Annotated in this window: 14 protein-coding genes; 9 read left to right on the top strand and 5 right to left on the bottom strand. The window is 67.9% G+C overall.

Annotated elements, in window-relative coordinates; all coding sequences use genetic code 11:
- Nucleotides 1-16 precede the first annotated feature (16 nt).
- The 3 genes from IB236_RS09240 to IB236_RS09230 are packed head-to-tail and all read left to right on the top strand — an operon-like array spanning nt 17 to nt 2,660.
- Entirely contained in the window at nt 17-1,549 is a 1,533-nt protein-coding gene (locus IB236_RS09240; RefSeq protein WP_192420257.1) for a circularly permuted type 2 ATP-grasp protein, read from the top strand.
- A gap of 2 nt (nt 1,550-1,551) precedes the next feature.
- The gene (locus tag IB236_RS09235) at nt 1,552-1,707 is read left to right on the top strand and encodes an alpha-E domain-containing protein (RefSeq protein ID WP_192420255.1); all 156 of its coding nucleotides are present in this window, start codon (nt 1,552-1,554) and stop codon (nt 1,705-1,707) included.
- Nucleotides 1,701-2,660, top strand: coding sequence for an alpha-E domain-containing protein (locus IB236_RS09230; protein WP_116747811.1), 960 nt, complete (start codon nt 1,701-1,703; stop codon nt 2,658-2,660). Before IB236_RS09235 ends, IB236_RS09230 begins: the two co-directional genes overlap by 7 nt.
- On the opposite strand, the gene IB236_RS09225 is transcribed toward IB236_RS09230, so the two are convergent.
- The 3 genes from IB236_RS09225 to IB236_RS09215 all read right to left on the bottom strand — a co-directional run bounded on the left by IB236_RS09225 (nt 2,626) and on the right by IB236_RS09215 (nt 9,910).
- On the bottom strand, nt 2,626-3,606 hold the full coding sequence (locus IB236_RS09225; protein WP_192420253.1) for a transglutaminase family protein: 981 nt from the start codon (nt 3,604-3,606) through the stop codon (nt 2,626-2,628). The genes IB236_RS09230 and IB236_RS09225 overlap by 35 nt on opposite strands.
- Nucleotides 3,607-3,608: 2 nt before the next feature.
- Nucleotides 3,609-6,254, bottom strand: coding sequence for a circularly permuted type 2 ATP-grasp protein (locus tag IB236_RS09220; RefSeq protein ID WP_192420251.1), 2,646 nt, complete (start codon nt 6,252-6,254; stop codon nt 3,609-3,611).
- A 158-nt stretch (nt 6,255-6,412) separates the two neighbouring features.
- Nucleotides 6,413-9,910: a DUF2126 domain-containing protein gene (locus IB236_RS09215; RefSeq protein ID WP_056746786.1), complete on the bottom strand. Its 3,498-nt coding sequence runs from the start codon at nt 9,908-9,910 to the stop codon at nt 6,413-6,415.
- A gap of 161 nt (nt 9,911-10,071) precedes the next feature.
- Here IB236_RS09215 and IB236_RS09210 point away from each other — a divergent pair, with 161 nt between their 5' ends.
- Entirely contained in the window at nt 10,072-10,794 is a 723-nt protein-coding gene (locus IB236_RS09210; RefSeq protein ID WP_056746785.1) for an alpha/beta fold hydrolase, read from the top strand.
- 71 nt (nt 10,795-10,865) lie between these two features.
- Here IB236_RS09210 and panC read toward each other — a convergent pair whose 3' ends face one another.
- Together panC and panB are read right to left on the bottom strand one after the other, a co-directional pair.
- Nucleotides 10,866-11,705, bottom strand: a complete 840-nt coding sequence (gene panC, locus IB236_RS09205; protein WP_192420249.1) for a pantoate--beta-alanine ligase — start codon at nt 11,703-11,705, stop codon at nt 10,866-10,868.
- Between the two features lie 36 nt (nt 11,706-11,741).
- Nucleotides 11,742-12,623, bottom strand: a complete 882-nt coding sequence (panB, locus tag IB236_RS09200; protein WP_056746783.1) for a 3-methyl-2-oxobutanoate hydroxymethyltransferase — start codon at nt 12,621-12,623, stop codon at nt 11,742-11,744.
- Between the two features lie 178 nt (nt 12,624-12,801).
- Here panB and nadC point away from each other — a divergent pair, with 178 nt between their 5' ends.
- From nadC to IB236_RS09175, 5 genes are all read left to right on the top strand, one after another.
- A complete protein-coding gene (gene nadC / locus IB236_RS09195; RefSeq protein ID WP_192420247.1) occupies nt 12,802-13,650 on the top strand; it encodes a carboxylating nicotinate-nucleotide diphosphorylase in 849 nt (282 codons plus the stop codon).
- Nucleotides 13,647-14,777, top strand: a complete 1,131-nt coding sequence (nadA, locus tag IB236_RS09190) for a quinolinate synthase NadA (protein ID WP_099731014.1) — start codon at nt 13,647-13,649, stop codon at nt 14,775-14,777. Before nadC ends, nadA begins: the two co-directional genes overlap by 4 nt.
- A 75-nt stretch (nt 14,778-14,852) precedes the next feature.
- Nucleotides 14,853-16,685 (top strand): chorismate-binding protein, encoded by a 1,833-nt coding sequence (locus tag IB236_RS09185; protein ID WP_192420245.1) that lies wholly within the window; start codon nt 14,853-14,855, stop codon nt 16,683-16,685.
- A gap of 440 nt (nt 16,686-17,125) precedes the next feature.
- The gene (locus tag IB236_RS09180) at nt 17,126-17,326 is read left to right on the top strand and encodes a hypothetical protein (protein WP_192420243.1); all 201 of its coding nucleotides are present in this window, start codon (nt 17,126-17,128) and stop codon (nt 17,324-17,326) included.
- A 96-nt stretch (nt 17,327-17,422) separates the two neighbouring features.
- A complete protein-coding gene (locus tag IB236_RS09175; RefSeq protein WP_192420241.1) occupies nt 17,423-18,163 on the top strand; it encodes a hypothetical protein in 741 nt (246 codons plus the stop codon).
- The last annotated feature ends 183 nt before the right edge of the window (nt 18,164-18,346 follow it).

Genomic DNA, 18,346 nt, shown 5'->3' with positions numbered 1-18,346 from the left:
CAGGAGATTGGCTCTCATGCAGAAGTTCGACGAGATGGTTACCCGGCTGCCCCTGGCCGGCCTGGGCGGTGCGGCAGGCTGGGCGGGCAGTGATGTACGGCCCCACTACGCGCGGTTTGCCCAGTGGCTGGCGCGCCAGAGTGCCGAATCCATGCAGGCGCGGCGCGCCGAGGCCGAGGTCATCTTCCGGCGCGTGGGCATCACCTTCGCCGTCTACGGCGCCAAGGACGAGGACGGCGCGGGCACCGAGCGGCTCATCCCCTTCGACCTGATTCCCCGCATCATTCCGCAGCAGGAATGGGCGCACATGCAGCGGGGCCTGGTGCAGCGGGTCACGGCGCTCAATCGCTTCATCCACGACGTGTACCACGGCCAGGACATCCTGCGCGCAGGCATCGTGCCTGCCGAGCAGATCCTGCGCAACGCCCAGTTCCGGCCGGAGATGGTCGGCGTTCATGTGCCGCTCGATATCTACTCCCACATCAGCGGCATCGACATCGTGCGGGCACCGGATGCGGCAGGCGAGGGCGTGTACTACGTGCTGGAAGACAACCTGCGCGTGCCCAGCGGCGTGAGCTACATGCTCGAAGACCGCAAGATGATGATGCGGCTGTTCCCCGAACTGTTCGCTCAGCACCAGGTGGCACCGGTGGCGCATTACCCGGACTTGCTGCTGGACACCCTGCGCGCCAGCGCCCCGGCCGGTGCGGCCGACCCGACCGTGGTGGTGCTGACCCCCGGCATGTACAACAGCGCCTATTTCGAGCACGCCTTCCTCGCGCAGCAGATGGGCGTGGAGCTGGTCGAGGGGCAGGACCTCGTGGTCAAGGACCAGTTTGTGTACATGCGCACCACGCGCGGGCTGCAGCGGGTGGACGTGATTTACCGCCGGGTGGATGACGACTTCCTCGATACCGATGTCTTCCGCCCCACCTCCACCCTGGGTTGTGCGGGGCTCATGTCCGCCTACCGGGCCGGCAATGTCGCCATCTGCAACGCCGTGGGCACAGGCGTGGCGGACGACAAGTCGATCTACCCCTATGTGCCGGACATGATCCGCTTCTACCTCGGTGAGGAGCCCATCCTGCAGAACGTGCCCACCTGGATGTGCCGCAAGCCGGACGACCTGCGGTACGTGCTGGACCACCTGCATGAACTGGTGGTGAAGGAGGTGCATGGCGCGGGTGGCTACGGCATGCTGATTGGCCCTGCGGCCACCCGGGCCGAGATCGAGGCCTTCCGCGCCGCAGTCATCGCCAAGCCCGACGGCTACATCGCCCAGCCCACGCTGAGCCTCTCCAGCTGCCCCACCTATGTGGACAGCGGCATTGCGCCCCGCCACATCGACCTGCGGCCTTTTGTGCTCAGCGGCCAGAAGGTGCAGATGGTGGCGGGCGGCCTCACGCGCGTGGCGCTCAAGGAGGGGTCGCTGGTGGTCAATTCGTCGCAGGGCGGGGGCACCAAGGACACCTGGGTGCTGGGCGATCAGCCCGCTGCAGCACACATATCGTCATCACCAATGCAAACACAACGCCAAGGGAGGGAATGACCATGCTGAGCCGTACCGCCGATCAGTTGTTCTGGATGGCCCGTTACACCGAAAGGGCAGAAAAGCCCTGCGCAGCGGGGCTTTCGAAAAAATACCGCAAGCGTGTGCAACACGCTCGGGGTTCTCTGCCCTCGTCCAAGAAGGAGATCACATGCTGAGCCGCACCGCCGATCATTTGTTCTGGATGGCCCGGTACACCGAAAGGGCAGAGAACACCGCACGCATGCTCGACGTCAACTACCAGAGTGCGTTGCTACCCCAATCGACCGAGGTGGCCACCCTGGGCTGGCAGGGCCTGCTGTCCATCAGCGAGCTGCTGCCCGCCTACACCGCCCAGCATGGCGAGGTGACGCCCGCCAAGGTGCTCGACTTCATGGTCAAGGACCCGTCCAACCCGTCGTCCATCGTGGCCTGCCTGCAGGCTGCGCGCGAGAACGCGCGGGCCGTGCGCGGTGCGCTCAACACCGAGGCCTGGGAGATCCAGAACCAGACCTGGCTCGAAGTGAACCGCCTGATCGCCAGCGGTGCACTGGAGCAGGACCCGGCGCGATTCTTCGAATGGGTGAAGTTCCGATCGCACCTCTCGCGGGGTGTGACGGTGGGCACCATGCTGCAGGACGAGGCGCTGCACTTCATGCGCCTGGGCACCTTTCTGGAGCGGGCCGACAACACGGCGCGGCTGCTGGATGTGAAGTTTCACGCGGTGCAGAGCGACTTCATGGGCGCGGCCACGGCGCAGGACCAAGACTACGATTTCTACCACTGGAGCGCGATCTTGCTCAGCGTGTCGGGCTTCGAGACCTACCGCAAGGTGTACCGCGACGTGATCACGCCCGAACGTGTGGCCGAGCTGCTGATCCTGCGGGCCGACATGCCCCGCTCACTGCACGCTTGCATGAAAGAGGTGCTGGGCAACCTCGACATGCTGGGCAGCGGCCAGTCGGCCGAGACCCAGCGGCACGCGGGGCGACTGCTGGCGCACCTCAAGTTCGCACGCATCGATGAAATCCTGACCCATGGACTGCACGCCTACCTCACCCAGTTCCTGGAGCGGGTGAACGACCTGGGTGCGCGGATCAGCCGGGACTTCCTGGTGCCTGCGGCGGTGTGAGGGGTGTATCTGGCGCGTCTGGCGCAGCGGCCATAGCGGCCGTAGCGGCGGGCACCGGCTCCACCGTCACGCCCACCTGCAGCACATGGTGGTCGCCGCCGTGGATCACGCCGCGCAGCGGCGACACATCCGAAAAATCGCGGCCGATGGCCAGGGTCACATAGTCCTCGCCCGCCGCGCGGTCGTTGGTGGGGTCCAGGTCAAACCAGGTGTTGTCGTCTGATGCGCCATCACTTTCCTCGGCTGCCGGTGACCACACCGACACCCAGGCGTGCGAGGCATCGGCCCCCACCAGCCGGGGTTGCCCGGGCGGGGGCTCGGTCAGCAGGTAGCCGCTCACATACCGCGCCGCCAAGCCCAGGCTGCGCAGGCAGCCGATCATCACGTGGGAAAAGTCCTGGCACACGCCCCGGCGCAGCCGCAGCGATTCGAGCGCGGGCGTGCCCGCGTCGGTGGCGTTGGATGTGTAGGCAAAGTCGGCATGGATGCGCGACATCAGGTGGCGGGCGGCCTGCATCAGCGGGCGGCCGGGTGCAAAGCTCTCGGCGGCATAGGCCACGAAGTCGGCATGCCGGGGAATGTAGGGCGACGCAAAGCTGAACTCGGTGGCCGCGTGGTAGGGCTGGCCGCGCCGATAACCCAGGCGCTCGCGCACGGCCTCCCAGGGCTCGCCGGGCGGTGCGGCGGGCACGGGCAGGGTCTCCAGCAGGCTTTCGGCGCGCACCCGCAGTTGCTCGTGGGTGAACGGCAGGCTGAAGAACGCGCGGGTGTTGCCAAACACGTCCTGCACCAGGTTGCACTGTGTTGGGGCGGGGTCCACCTGCAGACTGTGGGTCAGCACGCGCTGCACCACACCGGTGCGCGGGCGCAGATGGGCCATGTGCTGGGCGTTTTGCACCGCCGGGCTGTAGTGGTACACCGTTTCGTGGATGACGCGCAGCTTCATGGTCAAGCTCCTACGCTGTGCCGAAGTGCATCCGCCGAATGCGTGAAGTAGCGCGTGGCCAGTACATCCGACAAGCCCATCACGCCCCGCACACACCGGCCCAGATAATCCTCCAGCGCGGCATGGCGCCCCTCGGCGTCCTGTGCGCACAAGGCCACCAGCGACAGGTCGGACGCTTCGGGGATGCCCGTGGCGGCGGATTCGCCGGGCGTACCGGCGGCCGCTTCGATCTTGGCAATGCGCCCGCGCAGCGTCTGCGCGACCCAGGCCAGCGAGCGGGGGTTGTCGCGGTCGATCACCAGCAGGTCCAGCAGGGCGGGCATGTCGCGCCGCTGCTGGTACTGCGCGTGGAAGGTGATGGTGCTGTCGAACAGCGCCACCATGGCCTCGAAGCCGCCCTCATCGTGCACGGCGCCGGTCTGCAGGCCGCTTTCCAGCGCCGAAGCCAGAAAGCCCAGGCGCTCCAGATGGCGCCCGATGGACAGCAGGCGCCAGCCGTCGTCGCGGGTCATGCGGTCGGTCTGCTGGCCCGTCATGGCGGCGGTGTGGCCGCTCAGCACCTCCAGCTGGCGCAGCGCGTCCAGCGGCGAATAGTCGCCGTCGTCTTCGGCTCCTGTGCGGGGCGCAAAAAACTCCGCCTCGGCGCGCACGATGAGGTTCCAGTGTTCCTGCGACAAACGGTCGCGCACGGCCGAGGCTGCACCCAGGATGCCGCGCAGGTTGTAGCCCACGCTGGTCACCTGCGCGGGCTGCGTCAGCCCGGCGATCAGCGAGCGCTCGAACACGCGCCGTGCCTGCCCGGCCGCAGGCACGGTCGGCAGCACCAGCCCCTGGCTCACGCCCATGGCGCTCAGCCAGGCCAGCAGCGGCTGCGAGGTCTGGTCCTCGCCATTGAGGCATTGCAGCGTGATGCGCGCTAGGCGCGTGACGTTCTCGGTGCGCTCGGTGTAGCGACCCAGCCAGAACAGGTTTTCGGCCGCGCGGCTGGTCACCTGGCGGCTGCGGTGCACCACGGCGGGCGCGGCCTGGTTGTGGGCCAATAGCGTGGTGGTGTCCACGGGGTCATCGGTCTGCACCCACACATCGGCGCTGCTGCCGCCGCGCTGCATGGATGTGATGCCGCTGTCGCCCTGGGCCAGGCGGGCCAGCCCGCCCGGCAACACGCGCCACGAGCCGGGGCCGTCGCACACCGCAAACACGCGCAGCATCACCGAGCGGGGGGCGATGGGGCCACCGCCCTGGCCCGCACCCTCTGCGGCGTCACTGCGCCAGGTGGGCATTTGCGACAGCGGCAGGTGGGCCTGCACGGTGTATTCGTCGCCCTGGGCCTCGATACGAGCGGACCACTGCGCCAGGTCTTGTGCCGACAGCGCACCGCCCAGCACGGGCACGCGCTGCGCCATGGGCCAGGTGGGGCGGATCACGCTGTGCGCGAGCTGCGGCAGCACCGCCTGCATGGCCGAGCGCTCGCCACACCACCAGGTGGGCAGTGACGGCAGGGCCAGCTCTTCGCCCAGCAGGTGGCGCGACAGCGCGGGCATGAAGCCCAGCAGCGCCGACGATTCGAGAAACGCCGAGCCCGGCGCATTGGCCACCAGCACGTTGCCCGCGCGGATGGCCTGCAGCAGGCCGGGCACGCCCAGGCGCGAGTCGCTGCGCAGCTCCAGCGGGTCCAGAAACTCGTCGTCCAGGCGCTTCAAGATGCCGTGCACCGGCTGCAGGCCATGCAGCGTCTTGAGGTACAGGCGCGCGTCGCGCACCGTGAGGTCGTTGCCCTCCACCAGCGTCAGACCCAGGTAGCGCGCCAGGTACGCGTGCTCAAAATAGGTCTCGTTGTACGGGCCGGGCGTGAGCAGCACGATGCGCGCATCCGCCCCCGCCGGGCTCATCTGCCGCAGCCCGTCGAGCAGTGCGCGGTAGGTGGCTGCCAGGCGCTGCACATGCATCTGGCTGAACGCCTCGGGGAACAGGCGCGAGATGAGCAGCCGATTCTCCAGCAAATATCCCAGGCCTGAGGGCGCCTGCGTGCGCTGCGTCACCACCCACCAGTCGCCCTGCGCATCGCGCGCCATGTCGAACGCCGCGATGTGCAAATGGGTGCCGCCCACGGGCTGCACGCCATGCATGGCGCGCAGGTAGCCCGGGTGCCCCTGCACCAGCGCGCTGGGCAGCAGGCCTTTGCGCAGCAGCTCCTGCGGGCCATACACGTCGGCCATCACGCGGTTGAGCAGGCGCGCGCGTTGCAGCACGCCGCGCTCGATGTGTGCCCAGTCGCCCTGCGAGAGGATCAGCGGAAACAGGTCCACCGACCAGGGCCGCTGCGGGCCGTCGGCGTCGGCATAGACGTTGTAGGTGATGCCGTTATCGCGCACCTGCCGCTGCAGGCTCTGCATGCGCCGGTCCAGGTCCTGGAAGCCCTCGGGCCCCAATTGATCAAAGAATTGGCCCCAGGCGCTAGTGATATCTGGCTTGTTTGCTATTGATTTGGGAGTGGATGATGCAGTGGCAGCGCCGGGGGCGTCCGCCACGCTGGCACCCCGCAACTCGTCAAAATGCCCGGCCGCCGCAGCAGGCGCCAGTGCAGCCGCCAACTGGGCTGCGCTGTCAGAAGGGTCGGGGGTGGGGAGGCTGTCGTTGAGGTGGTTCACTGCGCTCGATTTTCGGGCATTTGGTCGACAACACTCTGCGGGTAACCCGCACCGTCGAAACTGGTGGGGCCGATGCCAGAGACGCCAAGCAAGGGCCGCCCCGCAGCAAGGGCGTCGTCCCCCTGGGGGGAAGGCGCGCAGCGACTCAGGGGGCTTCTCTACCTCCGCATCTTGCGCCGCAGATCCAGCGTGAACGGAAACTCCCGGCTGCCCGGCAGCTCAATCGTCGCAGGCGGCACCGCCAGCCTGCCCGGCGTGTGGCCCATGCGCGAGAAGCGCGCCAGGCGGCGGCTTTCGGCCTCATACGCGTTGACCGGGAAGGTGTCGTAGTTGCGCCCACCCGGGTGGGCCACGTGGTACTGGCAGCCGCCGAGCGAGCGGTTCATCCAGGTGTCCACGATGTCGAACGTGAGCGGCGCATGGGCGCCAATGGTCGGGTGCAGGGCCGAGGGCGGGTTCCAGGCCTTGTAGCGCACACCCGCCACAAATTCACCGGTGGTGCCCGTGCTTTGCAGCGGCAGCGGCTGGCCGTTGACGGTGACCACATGGCGGCTTTCGTTCATGCCCGTCACGCGCACCTCGATGCGCTCCAGCGACGAGTCCACATAGCGCACGGTGCCCCCGGCTGAGCCTTCCTCGCCCATCACATGCCAGGGCTCCAGCGCGTTGCGCAGGGTCAGCTCCACACCCATCGATTGGACGGTGCCGACCATGGGGAAGCGGAACTCGAACTGCGGTGCAAACCAGGCTGCGTCAAACGCGTAGCCTGCGGCGTTCATCTCGGCCACGACGTCGTGCATGTCCTGCTGGATGAAGGTGGGCAGCATCCAGCGGTCGTGCAGCTCGGTGCCCCAGCGGGCGGCGGGCGCGCGGTAGGGCGTCTTCCAGAAGCGGGCGATCAGGGCGCGCAGCAGCAGCTGCTGCACCACGCTCATGTGGGCGTGGGGCGGCATCTCAAAGGCGCGCAGCTCCAGCAGGCCCAGGCGGCCGGTGCTGCTGTCGGGCGAGAACATCTTGTCGATGGAAAACTCGCTGCGGTGGGTGTTGCCCGTCACGTCCACCAGGATGTTGCGCAGTGTGCGGTCCACCAGCCAGGGCGGCATGTCCTGGCCATAGGTTGCGCGGTTGGTTTCGATCTCGCGCAGTGCGATCTCCAGCTCATACAGCTGGTCGTTGCGCGCCTCGTCCACGCGCGGCGACTGGCTGGTGGGGCCGATGAACAGGCCGCTGAACAGATAGCTCAGGCTGGGGTGGTTGTGCCAGTAGAGCAGCAGGCTGGCCAGCAGCTCAGGCTTGCGCAAGAACGGCGAGTCGGCCGGTGTGGCGCCGCCCATCACAAAGTGGTTGCCGCCACCGGTGCCGGTGTGGCGGCCATCGGTCATGAACTTCTCGGCCGACAGGCGCGTCTCCCACGCGGCCTGGTACAGAAACTCGGTGTGCTGCACCAGCTCCTTCCAATGGCTGGCGGGGTGGATGTTCACTTCGATCACGCCCGGGTCGGGCGTGACTGCCAGCACTTTGAGGCGCGCATCGCGCGGCGGCGGGTAGCCTTCCAGCACGATCTTCATGCCCAGCTCTTCGGCCGTGGCTTCGATGGCGGCCAGCAGGTCCAGGTAATCATGGAGGCGCGACAGCGGCGGCATGAAGACATAGAGCACGCCGTATTTCTCGCCCACCTTCTCGGCCTTGGGGCCGCTGGCGCGGCGCGGGTCGCGCACCTCCACGCACAGCGCCGTGCGCGACAGGCCTGCGGCCGACTGGAACTTGCCCGGGGGCTGCACGCCCGCATGCGGGTCGGGCTGACCGGACAGGCGCGCGTTATCACCACCCGCAGTGCTCTGCGTTACGCGCCGTGCCTCGCCCGGCGCGGTGGCGCCTGCCAGGTAGGGCAGGTCGCGGTCGCCAGTGACCGGGCCGGATGGCACGGAATATCGCGCCCGCAGCGTGGTGGCAGCGGCCAGCGGGCTCTGGGGCGCGGTCGGATCTTGCGGGATCAGGTGCTCGGTGTCTGATGCCTTCACCCAGGGCAGGGCGTCCAGCGGCAGGCGGTAGCCCATGGGCGAATCGCCGGGGATGAGCAGCATGCGGTCATCGCGGAAGAACCACGGCCCGGTACTCCACACGCTGCCCGCCAGCGTGCCCGCGCCTTCGCCTGCCTGCAGCGGCAGCACATAGCCCACCACGCTGTCGAGTTTTTGCTCGAACACGCGGCGCAGGCGTGCGCGCTCCAGCTCGTCGTCCAGACGTGCGTCAAACGGGTCCACGTTGACCGGCAGGCGCCGCTCGCGCCACAGGTAGTAGAAGGTGTCTTCATAACCGGGCTGGATGTAGCGGTCCGTCACGCCCAGCTTGCGCGTGAGGTGGCGCACAAAACGCTCGGCGTCGGCGCTGGTGTAGTGCGAGGGGTTGCGTTCGTCGGCAAACAGCGCGGGGTTCTGCCATGCGGGCTGGCCGTCGGCGCGCCAGCAGATCGACAGCGCCCAGCGCGGCAGCTGTTCGCCCGGGTACCACTTGCCCTGGCCAAAGTGCAGAAAGCCGCCCTGTCCATATTCGGCACGCAGCTTGTGCGTGAGTTCGGTGGCAAAGCCGCGTTTGGTGGGGCCCAGCGCGTCGGTGTTCCACTCGGGCGCGTCGCGGTCGCCCACGGCCACAAAGGTGGGCTCGCCGCCCATCGTCAGCCGCACGTCGCCCGCCACCAGGTCGGCGTCCACCTGCTCGCCCAGGGCCAGCACGGCCTGCCACTGGTCTTCGGTGTAGGGCTTGGTCACGCGGGGCGATTCGTAGATGCGCGTGACGCGCATCTCATGGCTGAACTCCACCTCGGCCTTGTCCACGCCGCCTTCAATCGGCGCGGCGCCCGAGGGCTGGGGTGTGCAGGCCAGCGGGATATGGCCCTCGCCCGCCATCAGGCCGCTGGTGGCATCCAGGCCGATCCAGCCTGCGCCGGGCAGGTAGACCTCGCACCAGGCGTGCAGGTCGGTGAAGTCGTGGTCGGTGCCGCTGGGGCCATCGAGCGCCTTCACATCGGGGGTGAGCTGGATCAGGTAGCCCGACACAAACCGCGCCGCCAGCCCCAGGTGGCGCAGCAGCTGCACCAGCAGCCAGCCCGAGTCGCGGCACGAGCCGCTGGCCTTTTGCAGCGTTTCCTCGGGTGTCTGCACGCCGGGCTCCAGGCGGATGAGGTAGCGGATGTCTTGCGATACCTGCTGGTTGAGCTTGACCAGGAAATCGATGGTGCGCTGCTTGCTGCGGTCCACCTTGTCCAGATAGGCCTGCACCAGCGGTGTCATCGGGTCGGTGGCCAGGTACGGTGCCAGCTCCTGCTGCACATCGCTGCTGTACTTGAACGGGATGTTCTCGGCCTCGGGCTCCAGGAAGAAGTCGAAGGGGTTGTACACCGCCATCTCCACCACCAGGTCCACCGTGACCTTGAACTCGCGCGTCTTCTCGGGGAAGACCAGCCGCGCCTGGTAGTTGGCAAACGGGTCCTGCTGCCAGTTGATGAAGTGCTGTGCAGGCTCGACCTTGAGCGAATACGAAATGACGTTGCTGCGGCAGTGGGGCGCAGGCCGCAATCGGATGGTCTGTGGCCCGAGGCCTACCAGCCGGTCGTATTGGTAATGCGTGACGTGGTGGAGCGCGGCGTGGATGGGCATATGCAGGCCATGCTAGCAAGTCCCGAGCCATCGCGGGCAACTATTCCGGGGGCGGTGACAAGCGGTCATCGGCTGTTCACAATGTGCGGTCCGCGCCCCGCTGCCGGGGCTGTCTCCCTTTTGCTGATTGCGCACCAACTTGGTGATGCCCTGATTCACCCATGTCCCATTCCCCCCAACTACTGCTCCTGCCGGGCCTGGCCGCCGATGAACGCATGTGGCGCGGCGTGCTGCCGCTACTGCCCGCCGCGCTGCGCCCCGAGGTCGCCACCGCCCACCAGGATGTGAACCTGCACCGCATCGAAGACTTTGCCGCACGCCTGCTGGCACAACACGCGGGGCCGCTGGTGCTGGCCGGTGCGTCGATGGGCGGCATGGTCGCCATGGAGGCCGCGCGCCAGGCGCCGCAGCGTGTGGCAGGGCTGGCGCTGCTGGGTACCACCGCGCGGCCCGAGACGCCCGACATGCGCGCCCTGCGCGAAGGCGCCATCGAACTGTTTGAACAGGGCCGCATGCGCGAGGTCATCGAGCCCAACGTGGCCCTGGCCTTCCACCCCGTGAACGCCGCCAACGCGGACCTGGTGCAGGCCTACCTGGACTTTGTGCTGGACGCGGGCGCCGACCACCTGGTGCGCCAGAACCGCGCCGTGATCCACCGCCCCGATGCGCGGTTGCACCTGCCCCAGCTGGCTTGCCCCGTGCTGGTGGTGTGTGGCGCGGCCGACCAGCTCACGCCGCCCGAATGCTCGGCAGAGATTGCGGCGCTGGTGCCCGGCGCCGAACACCACCTGCTGCCCTGCAGCGGCCACATGCTGACCATGGAGCAGCCCGAGGTGGTGACTGGCTTGCTGGTGCAGTGGCTGGCCTGCAACGGGTGGATTTGAATTGGTTAGAAGTCTTTTTGACAGGAAGCGCCAGTAGTACATGCCTGGGTAGCTATGGAAATGATAGCTAATCAGAACTCCAGGTTGTCGATCAGCCGCGTGCTGCCCAGCCGCGCTGCACCCAGCGCCACCAGCGTGCCTGCGGCATCGTCGGCCGTGGCGGGCAACAGGTCGGCCCGGCGGCGCACCGTGAGGTAGTCGGGCGCCCAGCCCCGGGCGCGCAGCGCGTCTTGCGCCTGGGTCTCCAGCGTGCTGCGGTCGCTGGCGTCCAGCCACTGCTGCGCCAGTCGCTTCAGGGCCTGCGACAGGGCCACGGCCTCCTGCCGTTCTTCGAGGCTCAGGTAGCCATTGCGCGAGCTCAGCGCCAGCCCGTCGGCCGCGCGGCAGGTCTCGCCCGCTACGACGTCAATGGGCAGCGCAAACTGCTGCACCATGTGGCGGATCACCATGAGCTGCTGGTAGTCCTTCTTGCCAAACACGGCCGTGCCGCCGGTCTGGCCCAGCACGCAGGCAAACAGCTTCATCACCACCGTGCTCACGCCCACAAAAAAGCCGGGGCGGAAATGGCCCTCCAGCATGTCGGCGAGCTGCGGGTCGGGGTGCACCTTGAAGGTCTGGGGCTCGGGGTACAGGTCCGTCTCGCGCGGGGCAAACAGCACATCGCAACCGGCGGCCTGCAGCTGCGCGCAGTCGGCCTCCCAGGTGCGCGGGTAGCTGTCAAAGTCCTCGTGCGGCAGAAACTGCAGGCGGTTCACAAAGATGCTGGCCACGGTCACATCGCCCAGGGGCTTGGCCTGGCGCACCAGGGCAATGTGCCCCTCATGCAGGTTGCCCATGGTGGGCACAAACGCAGGGCGGCGGTAGGGGGCCAGGGCCTGGTGCAGGTCGGCAACGGAGCGGGCAATCAGCATGGGGTCGGAGGGGTCAGAAGGAGAGAGGAAAAGGGCTCACCAGGCGTGCACAGCGTTGTCCGGGAAACGCCCTTGCTTCACGGACTGCACATACGCCTCCATGGCGCCGCGCACGCTGCCCGCGTCCTGCATGAAGTTGTGGACGAACTTCGGCATCTTCCCGAGGTTCATGCCCAGCATGTCGTGCAACACCAGCACCTGGCCGGCCGTGCCGTTGCCCGCGCCGATGCCGATGGTGTGGCAGTGCGGCAGCTCGGCCGTGATGTCGGCGGCCAGCGCTGCGGGCACCATCTCCAGCACCAGCATGGCGGCGCCTGCGTCCTGCAGCTCATGGGCCTCTTTGCGCAGCGTGCGGGCCGCGTCGTCGGTTTTGCCCTGCACGCGGTAGCCACCCAGCGCGTGCACCGTTTGTGGCGTCAGGCCCAGGTGGGCGCACACCGGCACGCCGCGCTGCACCAGGAATTCGACCGTGGCCGCCGTCCAGCCACCACCTTCGAGCTTGACCATGTGTGCACCCGCCTGCATCAGCACGCAGGCGCTGCGCAGCGCTTGTTCGCGGCTTTCGGCATAGGTGCCATAGGGCAGGTCGGCCACCAGCCAGGCCGTGCCCTGCACGCGGTGCAGGCCGCGCGCCACGCTGGCCGTGTGGTAGGCCATGGTGTCCAGCGTCACTCCCACCGTGCTGGGCAGGCCCTGGCACACCATGCCCAGCGAGTCGCCCACCAGAATGCATTCCACCCCCGCCGCATCGGCCACGGCCGCAAAGGTGGCGTCGTAGGCGGTGAGCATGGTGATCTTCTCGCCCGCCGCGCGCATCTGCGCCAGGCGCGGCAGGCTCACGGGGCGGCGCTGGGGCAGGGGCGATGCGGGCGGCAGCGTGCCATAGGGCGTGGCGGAAACAGGGCTGGTGGCGGTCATGTAGCGCGGTGGAGCCAAAAAATTGCCGCGAGTCTATGCGACCAATACTGGGTGTACTTATTGGTTTCCAGCGCGGGCCCCAGGGGCCAGCGCTGGCACAGTGGCCTTTGCGTTCCCGGTATGCTCGCGGCCCATGACAGCTGCGACATATTCCGCACATTCCCCCGCAAAGACCCCCATGAGCGATACCGAAGTGAAGGCCCTGGCCCAGGCCGATGTGGCCCGCGCCCTGGCCGAAGACGTGGGCACTGGCGACCTCACCGCCGGCCTGATCGACCCCGCCCGCCGCGCCCGCGCGCGCATCCTGGCGCGCGAAGCTGCCGTGATCTGCGGCGCCCCCTGGGCCGAAGCCGCGCTGCGCGCCCTCGACCCCACGGTGCAGATCACCTGGCATGTGGCCGAAGGCCAGCGCTGCGCCCCCGACCAGGTGGTGCTGGAGATTGAAGGCAATGCCCGCGCGCTGCTCAGCGCCGAGCGCACCGCACTCAACTTCCTGCAACTGCTGTCGGCCGTGGCCACCAAGACCCGCACCTATGTGGATGTGGTGGCTGGCACCCGCGCCCACATCGTGGACACGCGCAAGACCATTCCCGGCCTGCGCCTGGCGCAGAAATATGCAGTGCGCGTGGGCGGCGGTACCAATCACCGCATTGGCCTGCACGATGCGGTGCTGATCAAAGAGAACCACATTGCCGCTGCGGGAGGCGTGACCGCCGTGCTGCGCGCTGCCGAGCGGGTGGCGTCTCAGGCCAAGTTCATCGAGATCGAAGTGGAAACCCTGGAGCAACTGGCCGAGGCGCTGGAGGCTGGCGCCAAGATGGTGCTGCTGGACAACATGCCCCTGACCATGCTGCGCGAGGCCGTGCGCATCAACGCGGGCCGGGCGATTCTGGAAATCTCGGGCGGCGTCACGCTCGACGGCCTGCGCGAACTGGCCGAGACCGGCGTGGACCGCATCTCCATCGGCACGCTGACCAAGGACGTGAAGGCCACGGACTTTTCGATGCGCCTGCAGGAGCTGGCATGACCACCACGATCCTTAACCGCATTGATGTGGAATACGAGCAGCCTGACGAAGCCGCTGCGGGCTCTGTCTGCTCCACCAAACACGCCTGGGCGCGCGTGCCACCTGAGCCCACCCAGGCTGAGCGTGTCGCGCTCAAGGACAAGATCCGGCGCCTGCTCAAGGAAAAGAACGCGGTGATGGTCTCGCACTACTACGTGCACCCGGACCTGCAGGACCTGGCCGAGGAAACCGGCGGCCTGGTGAGCGATTCGCTGGAGATGGCCCGCTTTGGCCGGGACCACGCGGCGCAGACCCTGGTGGTGAGCGGCGTGCGTTTCATGGGCGAGACGGCCAAGATCCTGAGCCCGGAAAAGACCGTGCTCATGCCCGATCTGGACGCCACCTGCTCGCTGGACCTGGGCTGCCCCATCGACGAATTCAGCGCGTTCTGCGACCAGCACCCCGACCGCACTGTGGTCGTCTACGCCAACACCAGCGCGGCCGTGAAGGCGCGCGCGGACTGGCTCGTCACATCGAGCTGCGCGCTCGACATCGTGAGCGCCCTCAAGGCCGCAGGCCAGAAGATCCTGTGGGCGCCCGACCGCCACCTGGGCGCCTACATCCAGCGTGAGACGGGCGCCGACATGGTGTTCTGGAACGGTGCCTGCATCGTGCACGACGAGTTCAAGGCGCTGGAGCTGGAGCTGCTCAAGCAGCAGCACCCGCATGCCAAGGTGCTGGTCCACCCCGAGAGCCCCGCCGACGTGGTGGCCCTGGCCGACGCCGTGGGCTCCACCAGCGCCATCCTCAAGGCCGCGCGCGAGATGGACGCCACCGAATTCATCGTGGCCACCGACAACGGCATGATGCACAAGCTGCGCACGCTCAACCCCGGCAAGACGTTTTACGAAGCGCCCACGGCGGGCAACAGCGCCACCTGCAAGAGCTGTGCGCACTGCCCCTGGATGGCGATGAACGGCCTGGCCGATGTGGCCCGGGTGCTGGAGACCGGTGCGAACGCTGTTCACGTGGACCCCGCACTGATTCCGCGTGCGCGTCAGCCGATTGACCGCATGCTGGCCTTCACAGCGGCGCTCAAGAACGGTCAGCCCACCGGCGCACTGTTGCCCCACCTGGGCGCTGCCTGAGTGCGCACGACGCGTTGAAGTTTGCTCATGTTTTGATAGCTACAGGCGCATGATCCACTAGCGCCTCCGCCTGCTTTGACTTCTAGTTGCCACATTGACTTCACCCAGCCGCTGAGCGCAGGCGCCGCGCGCCTGCGCCACCGTTTCGAGGCCCCGCGCGAGGTGCTGGTGGCCCAGGCACTGCACGAGGTGCGCGGTGTGCTCGACGCCGTGTTTGCCGCCGCACAGCAAGGACGCTGGTGCGTGGGCCATGTGCGCTACGAGGCCGCCCCGGCCTTCGATGCTGCATTGCAGACCCATGCGGCCGACGGCCCGCTGGCCTGGTTTGCCGTGTACGACACGCCCCAGCCCGGGACCGACGACGCGGCGGATGCGGCGGCAGCGGCAACCCCTGCGCAGGTGGTGTGGGACGACAGCCCCGAGCGCGAGGAATTTGACGCCGCGCTGGCGCAAATCCAGCAGGCCATCGCAGCGGGTGAGCTGTACCAGGTCAACTACACCGCACCCTTTCGCGGCCCGCTGCAGGGTTCGCCGCAGGCCTTGTTTGCTGCGTTGCTGCGTGCCCAGCCCGGGGGCTATGCCGCCTACCTGCAGGCGGGTGACGAGCAAGTGCTGTCGGTGTCGCCCGAGCTGTTTTTTGACTGGCAGGACGCGCCGGAAGGCGGCACCCTGCTGGCCCGCCCGATGAAGGGCACGGCCCCGCGCGGCGCCACCCCCGAGCAGGACGCGCAGCAGGCCGAGCACCTGCGCACGGCGCCCAAGGAGCGTGCCGAGAACGTGATGGTCGTGGACCTGCTGCGCAACGACATGTCGCGCATTGCGCTGCCGCACAGCGTGCAGGTGCCTGCGCTGTTTGCCACGCAGGCCTTGCCCACGGTGTGGCAGATGACCTCGGACGTGACGGCGCGCACGCGGCCCGGCACCACGCTGACGGATGTGTTTGCGGCGCTGTTCCCTTGTGGCTCCGTCACGGGGGCGCCCAAGGTGCGCGCCATGCAGATGATCCGCGCGCTGGAGCCCGCGCCGCGCGGTGTGTATTGCGGCGCGGTGGGTGTGGTGCGGCCTGGCGGGGCGGCGGGGCCAGACGGCCTGCACCCGGTGGCGGCCACGTTCAATGTGCCCATCCGCACCGTGGTGCTGCGTGGCGTGGGTACGGGTGCCGGTGCGGAGGCCTCCCCCGGCGTTGCCAAAGCCACCTGCGGCATTGGCAGCGGCATTACCTCGGGTGCCGAGGCGGGTGCCGAATGGGCCGAGTGGCAACACAAGCGCGCCTTTGTCGAGCGGGCCAGCGCTCCGTTCGAGGTGCTCGAAACCCTGGGCCTGCACCACGGCAAATTCGTGCACGCCGATCAGCATGTGCGCCGCATGGGCGAGGCGGCCGCGCATTTCAGCTTTGTCTTCAACGCACATGCGGTGCGCCAGGAGCTGCAGATTGCCGCCCTGCAACACCGCGATGGCGACTGGCGGGTGCGCCTGCTGCTGGCGGCGGATGGCAGCGCCCGCGCCGAGGCCTTTGCGCTGCAGACCACGGCGGTGCCCGTGCGCCTGCAACTGGCGCCGCGCCCCTTTGCGGCCGCACACAGCGAGTTTGTGCGCTACAAGACCACGCGGCGCGCGCACTACGCGGCGTTTGCACCCACCACCCCCGGCGTGTTCGACACGGTGCTGTGGAACGAGGCGGGCGAGATCACCGAAGGCACCTTCGGCAACATCGCCGCGCTCGTCGATGGGCGCTGGGTGACGCCGCCCCTGTCCTGCGGCCTGCTGCCCGGCGTGGGCCGCGCCGTGGCACTGCAGGACGGCCACGTGGTGGAGGCCGTGCTGCGCGTGGCCGACATCCCCCGCGTGCAAGGCTGGGCGTTCATCAACAGCCTGCGCGGCTGGCTGGACGCCACGCTGGACGCGTAGCCAACCCTTTTCTCGCAACCTCCCTGTTGGCGTGCCGCCCCAGGGTGTTTGGCGGCCGCCGCAGGGGCCGTTCAGCGCAGTGGATCAGGCCGTGGGTGTGTTGCCTTCGGTGGTCGTTCAGGCAGCGGGCCGAGCGTTCCAACGCGCATCCTGTGCATCAGGATGTGACGCTGCTTGCCCGGGCTGTAGGCGCGTGCATGGCGCCCACCCAGCCTGACCGCACCGGCCTGGCAAGGCCGGTTGCTGCGGTCTGGCAAATGCCCCCTTTTGCATCCCGCTACCTGCTGTGCGCTTGCTTACACCGCATCGCACCTGGCCCACAGGCCTATAGGACACGGCCTACAAAAAGCGCTGCGGTGCCCCTCGAACATGAACCCACACAAGACGCCTTTGAAGGCTTTGTGTGCCACCTTTGTTCAACCACTTCGACAGGAGCCACCATGTCTCAAAACAACCCGCAGAACCAGCCCAACACCCCTTCGTCTCAGCGCCAGTCGCCCGCCGGGCAGCAGCAGGCTGAGCAGAGCACGGGCGACAACACCCACCGCCAGCAAGGCGGCCGCAACGACGCCGACACACACGCGCAGGGCCGCGACCAGAAGCAGCAAGGCAGCCGCGATTCGCACAAGAGTCAGTCCTGAGACCGGGCGGGCCACAACAGCGCGTGGCCAGCCGCACCCTTTCATTCCTATTCACTTTCAATTTTTGATATTCCCATTGACCGCAAGGAGAACACCATGGGCTACAGAGACAGCGACGACAGCAACTTTTCCCGCCATGGCATGGGCCGCGATGCCGACGACATGCGCTTTACCGAGCGCGGTGACCACCACGGCTACGGCAGCGAAGACCATCGCGGCAGCAGCCCTGGCGGTTACCGCCAGGAGTTCGAGAACCGCAATGACCGCTATGAGCAAGAACGCTATGGCCACGAACGGTATGGCCAGTACGGCCTGAACCGCAGCCGTGGCGAATCGCAGGGCTACCCACGCACCGGGCGTGAGAGCTTTGGCGCGTATGGGCCTCAGGGCCGCTCGGGCTACGACAACGGTCCCGGCCGTCAGCACCAGGCCTGGGGAGCCCCGTACGAGAGCCAGGGTTTTCGCGATGACGAAGGGCGCTTTGCCTCGCCCTATCGCGATGATGAACGCGGCCAGGGTGGCTATGGCAACGCCTATGGTTTCACCCGCAATGCACCGCCCGCCCAGCAGAGCCAGGGCCACCGCGATCCCGACTACCAGCAGTGGCGCGACGAGCAACTGCGCATGCTGGATGACGACTACGACAGTTGGCGCAAGGAGCGCTACCAGAAGTTCTCGGATGACTTCAGCCAGTGGCGCTCCACACGCACCAGCGGCAGTTCGGGCCAGCAGCAGCCTGGCCAGCAGAACCAGAAAGGTGCGGGCTCCCAGAGCGCATCCAGCACTGCGTCTGGCGGCAACCAGGGCAATACCGGCAAGTCCAAGGATGCCAGCTGACCGTTGCTGCGACTGACGCGGCCGGGCCGGGGCAGCGTGTGCTGCCCCGGCCCGGTCGTTGAACTCGCCGTCCGTACCACCGTGGGCGCACTGGCCTTGAAGCCCAGGCGCCCCTTTTTTTGGCTCCGGTTGACCTGGAGCCCCTGTCGGCAGAAAGACATTCCGCCATGACCGCCTCCGTCC

Source organism: Acidovorax sp. ACV02 (assembly GCF_014851475.1).
Classification (GTDB): domain Bacteria; phylum Pseudomonadota; class Gammaproteobacteria; order Burkholderiales; family Burkholderiaceae_C; genus Acidovorax; species Acidovorax delafieldii.
The sequence above is the reverse complement of the archived record's forward strand: the minus strand, read 5'-3'. Positions and strand labels throughout refer to the sequence as shown.

Coding starts and splice junctions, on each gene's coding strand:
- IB236_RS09180 (WP_192420243.1), top strand. CDS start 17,126: ATGTCTCAAAACAACCCGCAGAACCAGCCCAACACCCCTTCGTCTCAG.
- nadC (WP_192420247.1), top strand. CDS start 12,802: ATGAGCGATACCGAAGTGAAGGCCCTGGCCCAGGCCGATGTGGCCCGC.
- IB236_RS09225 (WP_192420253.1), bottom strand. CDS start 3,606: ATGAAGCTGCGCGTCATCCACGAAACGGTGTACCACTACAGCCCGGCG.
- IB236_RS09230 (WP_116747811.1), top strand. CDS start 1,701: ATGCTGAGCCGCACCGCCGATCATTTGTTCTGGATGGCCCGGTACACC.
- nadA (WP_099731014.1), top strand. CDS start 13,647: ATGACCACCACGATCCTTAACCGCATTGATGTGGAATACGAGCAGCCT.
- IB236_RS09215 (WP_056746786.1), bottom strand. CDS start 9,910: ATGCCCATCCACGCCGCGCTCCACCACGTCACGCATTACCAATACGAC.
- IB236_RS09175 (WP_192420241.1), top strand. CDS start 17,423: ATGGGCTACAGAGACAGCGACGACAGCAACTTTTCCCGCCATGGCATG.
- panB (WP_056746783.1), bottom strand. CDS start 12,623: ATGACCGCCACCAGCCCTGTTTCCGCCACGCCCTATGGCACGCTGCCG.
- IB236_RS09235 (WP_192420255.1), top strand. CDS start 1,552: ATGCTGAGCCGTACCGCCGATCAGTTGTTCTGGATGGCCCGTTACACC.
- IB236_RS09240 (WP_192420257.1), top strand. CDS start 17: ATGCAGAAGTTCGACGAGATGGTTACCCGGCTGCCCCTGGCCGGCCTG.
- IB236_RS09210 (WP_056746785.1), top strand. CDS start 10,072: ATGTCCCATTCCCCCCAACTACTGCTCCTGCCGGGCCTGGCCGCCGAT.
- panC (WP_192420249.1), bottom strand. CDS start 11,705: ATGCTGATTGCCCGCTCCGTTGCCGACCTGCACCAGGCCCTGGCCCCC.